The sequence below is a fragment of the Frankia nepalensis genome (genome assembly GCF_016786325.1).
Lineage (GTDB): Bacteria > Actinomycetota > Actinomycetes > Frankiales > Frankiaceae > Pseudofrankia > Pseudofrankia nepalensis.
Genome location: NZ_JADWYU010000221.1, coordinates 44,235 through 50,818 on the forward strand (window position 1 = coordinate 44,235; position 6,584 = coordinate 50,818).

The following is a 6,584-nucleotide window of genomic DNA, read 5'->3' on the forward strand; positions in this document are numbered from 1 at the left end:
CGGCCGCGTCCACGAAGCAATCAACCTCTTCGAAGACGTCCTCACCGACCAGGTCCGCGTACTCGGCAACGACCACCGGGGAACACTCGCGACGCAGCACAATCTGGCCCAGGTGTACCGCGCCGCGGGTCAGATCGACGAAGCGGTCAGCCTCTTCGAAGACGTCCTCACCATCCAGCTCCGAGTACTCGGAGCCGACCATCCGCTAACGCTCGCAGCCCGGGAAGCCCTCGATCTGGCCCGACGCGGCCAGGATGCAGCGCCCTGACGGCATGCCCGGAAGGCCGATCAAGCGTGGCCGCGACGTCACGCTCCGACCGAGCTGTCCGCGATCGCGCGGGGGGCAAGGGGGTCCGTGGGCGCCGATCGCGCAGGAATGTCGGCCTTCGCCGCAGGCCAGGGCCTGGCGGCGTCGTGGCGGCGATGGCTGGGCCTGGACGGCGGCTCGTGGACCGACGGGAAAAAGTCACAGTGACCACCACGAAGGTTTCGGGCGGGCTACAGTCGTGCGGACGTCCGGTACCCACCCCGAGGACTGGAACGGGTTCATGTCACCTGCGCACATATCTCTGGCCGAGCCGGCACCCGGCACGGCGAGCCGGCCAGCCCTCGCCCGTACCCGCGCCGAGCTGGCCACGCTGCTGGCCGAGCCGGCGGGCACCCGGGCCGTCGTGATGACCATGGGCGCGCTCCACGAGGGGCACGCGACGCTGATCCGCGAGGCGCGCCGCGCCGCCGACCAGGTCGTCGTCACGATCTACGTCAACCCGCTGCAGTTCGGCCAGCACGAGGACCTCGACCGCTACCCCCGCACCCTGGCGGCCGACCTCGAGGTGTGCGCCCGCGAGGGCGCCGACGTCGTGTTCACCCCCGCCGTGGTGCACGACCCCGCGCCGCTGGTGACCCTGCGCGCCGGCCCGCTGGGCGAGGTGCTGGAGGGCGCGAGCCGGCCGGGGCACTTCGACGGGATGCTCACGCTGGTCGCGACCATGCTGCACCTGGTCCGCCCGGATCTCGCCTTCTTCGGGCGCAAGGACGCGCAGCAGCTGGTCTGCATCCGCCGGATGGTGGCCGACCTGGCCTTCGGCGTCACGGTCGTCGGCGTACCGACGGTCCGCGAGCCCGACGGGCTCGCGCTGTCCAGCCGCAACGCCTACCTGAGCGCGCCCCAGCGGGCCGCGGCGCTGGCGCTGTCCCGGGCGCTGCGCGCGGGCGCCGCCGCCGGCGACGGCGGCCCGGACGCGGTGCTGGCCGCCGCCGGCGCCGTGCTCGCCGCCGAGCCCGGCGTCGAGGTCGACTACCTCACCCTGGCCCGGCCGGACGACCTCGGCCCCGTCACCGCGGGGCCGGCGCTGCTGCTGGTGGCCGCGAGGGTCGGCACGACCCGCCTCATCGACAACCTCGAGCTCGTCCTCCCGCTCGTCAACGGGCCCGGAACGGAAGCCTGACCGTGCTGCGAACCATGCTCACCTCCAAGATCCACCGCGCCACCGTGACGCAGGCCGACCTGCACTACGTGGGATCGGTGACCATCGACGCCGAGCTGATGGCGGCCGCCGGCCTGCTGCCCGGCGAACAGGTCACGATCGTGGACATCGACAACGGCGCCCGCCTGGTCACCTACGCCATCGAGGGCCCGGCCGGCAGCGGGATCATCGGCATCAACGGCGCCGCGGCCCGCCTCGTGCACCCGGGCGACCTGGTGATCCTCATCGCCTACGGGATGATGGACGACGCCGAGGCCCGCGCCTTCAAGCCCAGGGTCGTCTTCGTCGACGCCGAGAACCGGATCGTCGGCCGCGGTCACGACCCGGCGCAGGCCCTGCCGGGCGACCCGGCGAGCCGGCGCGGCGACGTGCTGGAGACCGTGATGCCGGAGATCGACGTGCCGGAGACCACGGTCCCGACCGTCGGCGGCGCCGCCGGCGCGCTGGTCACGGCCCAGGGCGCCAGGCCGTGAACGCGGCCAGCCCCGCCCGGGTCCCGATGCCGCTGCCGGTACTGCCCACCCGGCTCGGCGCGCCCCGGGCCGGCTGGACGCGGCACGCCGACGTGGTCGTGATCGGCTCCGGGGTCGCCGGGCTCACCGCCGTGCTGCGGGTGCGGGCCGCGCTGCCGGCCAGCCGCGTGCTGCTGGTCACCAAGGCCCTGCTCGACGAGGGCTCGACCCGCTGGGCGCAGGGTGGCATCGCGGCGGCGCTCGCCGCGGAGGACTCCCCCGACGACCACCTTCGCGACACCCTCGTCGCCGGGGTCGGGCTGTGCGACCCGGAGGCCGTCCGGGTGCTGGTCACCGAGGGCCCGGGCCGGGTCCGCGAGCTCGCGGCGCTCGGCGCCCGGTTCGACCGCACCGCCGCGGGCGAGCTCTCCCTCACCCGCGAGGGCGGCCACCTGCGCAACCGGATCGTGCACGCGGGCGGCGACGCCACCGGGCTGGAGGTGGAGCGCGCGCTGATCGCCGCGCTGCGCGCCGACGAGGGCGTCGAGGTGATCGAGCACGCGCTGGTCCTCGACCTGCTCGTCGACGCCGACGGCCACGCGGCGGGCGCCACGCTGCACGTCCTCGGCGAGGGCACCCGCGACGGGGTGGGTGCCGTCACCGCGCGGGCGGTGGTGCTGGCGACCGGCGGGATGGGCCAGATCTACGCGTCGACCACGAACCCGCCGGTGTCGACCGGTGACGGGGTGGCCCTGGCGCTGCGCGCCGGCGCGGTCGTCACCGACCTGGAGTTCGTCCAGTTCCACCCCACGGCGCTGCGGGTGGGGAACGCCGGGTCGGCGGGCCAGCAGCCGCTGGTGAGCGAGGCGATGCGCGGTGAGGGCGCCGTCCTGGTGGACGCCGCCGGCGAGCGGGTGATGGACGGCGTGCACCCGCTCGCGGACCTCGCGCCGCGCGACGTGGTCGCCAAGCAGATGTCGCGGGTGATGGCCGCCCAGGGCGTCGACCACCTCTACCTGGACGCCCGCCACCTCGGCGAGCGGACGATCCTGCGCCGGTTCCCGACGATCACCGCGCAGTGCCGCTCGCACGGCATCGACCCGGTCACCCAGCCGATTCCGGTGGCGCCGGCGGCGCACTACGCCAGCGGCGGGGTGCGCGCCGACACCTGGGGCCGCACCAGCGTGCCCGGCCTCTACGCGTGCGGCGAGGTGGCCTGCACCGGGGTGCACGGGGCGAACCGGCTGGCGTCGAACAGCCTGCTCGAGGGCCTGGTGTTCGCGGCCCGGATCGCCGAGCACCTCTCCGGCGGGCTGCCCTCGCCGGGCGCGCCGGCCGAGACGGCGGCCGGGCGCGCCTCGGCCGGGCTCGCCGACCCGGGCGAGCGGGGCGACCTCGCCCGGACGATGACCGACGGCGCTGGCGTGCTGCGCGGCGCGCCGAGCCTGGTCGCCACGGCGAAGGCGCTGGCCGGCATCGGCGACGTGCGGCTGACCCGGGCGACCGTGACCGCCGGGCCCGAGGCCTGGGAGATGACGAACCTGCGGACCGTCGCGACCGCGCTGGTCGCGGCGGCGGCGGCCAGGACGGAGACCCGCGGGTCGCACTGGCGCGAGGACTTCGCCGACGCCGACGCGGCGTGGCGGGGCCACCTGCTGGCGCGGCTCGACCCGGACGGCGCGCTGGGCGTGACGTTCGAGCCGGCGCCGGCCGACGAGACCGACGGAGGGAAGACGCCATGAGCCCCAGGATCACCGCGGCCCACGGGCCGGTGGACGCGCTCGCGCTCGCCAGGGGGCTGTCCGCCGAGACCGAGAAGGCGCTGGCCGCGGCCGGGCTCGACCCGGTCGCCGTCGCCGACGTGGTCGTCCGGGCGCTGACCGAGGACCTGCCCGCGGCGGGCGGCCTCGGGGTGGACGCCACCTCCGTCGCCACCGTCCCGGCCGACCTGGTCGCCACCGGGCGGATCGTCTCGCGGGCGCGCGGCGTGGTCGCCGGGCTGCCGGTCGCGGCCGCCGTGTTCGAGGCCGTCGCCGGGCCGGGTGTCGAGGTCGTCCTGACCGCCGCGGACGGCGACCGGGTCGGCCCCGGCGGCGAGGTGCTGCGGGCGCGGGGCCCGGTGCGCGCCCTGCTGACCGCCGAGCGCACGGCGCTGAACCTGCTCTGCCACCTGTCGGGGGTGGCGACGGCGACCCGGATCTGGGTCGACACGGTCGCGGGGACGCCCGCGGCGGTCCGGGACACCCGCAAGACGCTGCCGGGGCTGCGCGCGTTGGAGAAGTACGCCGTACGGGCCGGTGGCGGAGTGAACCACCGGATGTCGCTGGTCGACGCCGCGTTGATCAAGGACAATCACGTGGTCGCCGCCGGCGGCGTGGCCGCGGCGTTCGCCGCGGTGCGCCGGGCCTTCCCGGACCTGCCGGTCGAGGTCGAGTGCGACACCGTCGCCCAGGTCGAGGAGGCCGTCCGGGCTGGCGCCGACCTGATCCTCTGCGACAACATGACCACCGACGAGCTGCGGGCCGCCGTGGCGCTGGCCCGGCCGGCCGGCGTGCGGCTGGAGGCGAGCGGCGGCCTGACCCTCGAGGTCGCCGCTGAGGTGGCCGCCACCGGCGTCGACTACCTCGCGGTCGGCGCGCTCACGCATTCGGTCGACGCGCTGGACCTGGGTCTGGACCTGACGCTCGACGCCCCGGCGAGCGCCGGATAGCCGGACGCCGCCGGCCGGCGCGGGCAGAGCCGCCACGGACAGGGCCGCCGACGAACGACTCCGCCAAACCGGGGGGAAACATGCTGCTGACGATCGACATCGGCAATACCAACACCGTTCTCGGTGTGTTCGACGGCGAGACCCTGGCCGACTCGTGGCGGGTGCGCACCCAGGCGAACGCGACCTCTGACGAGCTGGCCCTGCTCTACCGCGGGCTGATCGGCGACTACCGGATCAACGGGGTCTCGGTCTGCTCGACGGTGCCCGCGGCGCTGCGCGAGATCCGCCGGATGACCGCGCGGATCTTCCGGCATGTCCCGGTGGTCGTCGTCGAGCCGGGCACCCGCACGGGGGTGCCGATCCTGATCGACAACCCGAAGGAGGCCGGCGCCGACCGGATCATGAACACGCTCGCCGCGCACCACCTGCACGGCGGCCCGGTGATCGTGGTCGACTTCGGCACCTCGACGAACATCGACGTCGTCTCCGCCCGCGGCGAGTTCCTCGGCGGCGCGCTCGCCCCGGGCATCGAGATCGCGCTGGACGCGCTCGCCTCCCGGGCCGCCCAGCTGCGCAAGGTGGAGCTGGTCCCGCCCCGTTCGGTGATCGGCAAGGGCACGGTCGAGGCCCTGCAGTCCGGGATGATCTATGGTGTGGCCGGCCAGGTGGACGGCCTGGTCCGGCGGATCCGCGCCGAGCTGGGCGTCGAGGCGACCGCCGTCGCGACCGGCGGCCTCGCCCCCCTCGTCATCAAGGAGAGCGAGACCCTCCAGGTGCACGAGCCGCACCTCACCCTCATCGGCCTGCGCCTGGTCTTCGCCAAGAACATGTGACGCCGGGCGGGCGGCGGGGGACGGCTCACGGACGGCCCGAACGGGCACGCGCACCGGCGGTCCCGCCGGACGCGGCGCCCGGCGGCCGCGGCGCCACCGGGCGCCGGGGCACCCGCGCGAGCCACCCGGCACCAACCGGAGCCACACCGGGTCATCTCCGCCGACACATCCAGGAAACGCGCGCTGGACCACGCGGGGACCATGACATCCCCACCAATCGGTTCACCCAGACGATCCGGAGTTGCCCGTAGGAGCCAGAGAAAGCCATGACCTGCCGTTAGACTTTGGCCGACCCGGCGAATCGACCAGCGGCGGGTGGCGGCGACGTCCGGCAACGGACGGGGCGAGCGGCGAGACGGTCGCATGGCGGAGGGCCACCGATGACGGGGATGGCCGATGGCCCGGACGCCCGATTAAGCACGAAACGGACGCAGAGACAACACCGTGGTTCACAGCTAGGTATTGAGACAGACGAGCCGAGCCAAGGCGGCCTCGGCCCGGGGCGCGACGGCGAAAGGCCACCCGCGCCTACCGATGACGCGGTCCAGCGCACGGGCGCCCAGGCGGCCACGCCGGACCGCGTCGCGGCGGACGATGCCGCCGACCCGAATCCCGCGGAGCCCAGCGCCATGGACGAGAACGCGGTGGAACCCGACGTCATCGAGACCACCCGCGCCGATACGGACACAACGGTGCGAGTACCAAGGCAGCGATTGTCGCTGAGCAAGGCCAGTAAGGGCACAAAAAGCCTGATTGATGACAGCTCGCCCGCCCAGAATCTCGATCGCGATAGCCAACCACCGCCGGGGCCCGGTCAGAATTCCGCTAAAACAGCACGCGAATCGGCCAAGCCCCGGACAACCACGCGGGGCCCGGTGGGCAGGCCGGCGGGCGGCGCGGAGCCCGCGCCAGACGGCCCGGTGACCAGCCCGATGTCGCTCCCGCCACCAGCGAGCGGCCTGGCGAGCGCCGGTCTTCCCAACCCCGAGCCGCCGACGCCCGCGCCCGCCCGGCCGACACCCGCCCAGCCGGCGGCCGAGCCCTCCGCGGCGCGCGGCGCGCCGGCGGCGCCGGCCACCGCGCCGCGCCCGAGGGCCGCCGC

General features: G+C 75.1%; 6 protein-coding genes and 1 pseudogene. 6 read left to right on the forward strand and 1 reads right to left on the reverse strand.

Annotated features, from left to right (window positions below; all coding sequences use genetic code 11):
- Positions 1-19 precede the first annotated feature (19 nt).
- The 6 genes from I6A81_RS46420 (at position 20) to I6A81_RS34940 (ending at position 5,482) form a co-directional block, all read left to right on the forward strand.
- The gene (locus I6A81_RS46420) at positions 20-268 is read left to right on the forward strand and encodes a tetratricopeptide repeat protein (RefSeq protein WP_407661428.1); all 249 of its coding nucleotides are present in this window, start codon (positions 20-22) and stop codon (positions 266-268) included.
- Positions 269-548: 280 nt separating this feature from the next.
- Positions 549-1,448, forward strand: a complete 900-nt coding sequence (gene panC, locus I6A81_RS34920) for a pantoate--beta-alanine ligase (RefSeq protein ID WP_203001165.1) — start codon at positions 549-551, stop codon at positions 1,446-1,448.
- A 2-nt stretch (positions 1,449-1,450) separates the two neighbouring features.
- Positions 1,451-1,960: an aspartate 1-decarboxylase gene (gene panD, locus I6A81_RS34925; protein WP_203001163.1), complete on the forward strand. Its 510-nt coding sequence runs from the start codon at positions 1,451-1,453 to the stop codon at positions 1,958-1,960.
- Positions 1,961-1,986: 26 nt separating this feature from the next.
- Positions 1,987-3,681: an L-aspartate oxidase gene (locus I6A81_RS34930; protein WP_407661429.1), complete on the forward strand. Its 1,695-nt coding sequence runs from the start codon at positions 1,987-1,989 to the stop codon at positions 3,679-3,681.
- A complete protein-coding gene (nadC, locus tag I6A81_RS34935; protein ID WP_203001161.1) occupies positions 3,678-4,649 on the forward strand; it encodes a carboxylating nicotinate-nucleotide diphosphorylase in 972 nt (323 codons plus the stop codon). Before I6A81_RS34930 ends, nadC begins: the two co-directional genes overlap by 4 nt.
- An 80-nt stretch (positions 4,650-4,729) precedes the next feature.
- Complete coding sequence (locus I6A81_RS34940) at positions 4,730-5,482, forward strand: type III pantothenate kinase (protein WP_203001159.1); 753 nt, start codon at positions 4,730-4,732, stop codon at positions 5,480-5,482.
- Between the two features lie 814 nt (positions 5,483-6,296).
- On the opposite strand, the pseudogene I6A81_RS44310 reads toward I6A81_RS34940, so the two are convergent.
- A pseudogene (locus tag I6A81_RS44310) lies at positions 6,297-6,584 on the reverse strand (hypothetical protein); the annotation flags it as partial.

Bases quoted from the DNA above. Each gene is read 5' to 3' on its own strand.
- panC (WP_203001165.1), top strand. From the start codon at position 549: ATGTCACCTGCGCACATATCTCTGGCCGAGCCGGCACCCGGCACGGCG.
- I6A81_RS34930 (WP_407661429.1), top strand. From the start codon at position 1,987: ATGCCGCTGCCGGTACTGCCCACCCGGCTCGGCGCGCCCCGGGCCGGC.
- nadC (WP_203001161.1), top strand. From the start codon at position 3,678: ATGAGCCCCAGGATCACCGCGGCCCACGGGCCGGTGGACGCGCTCGCG.
- I6A81_RS34940 (WP_203001159.1), top strand. From the start codon at position 4,730: ATGCTGCTGACGATCGACATCGGCAATACCAACACCGTTCTCGGTGTG.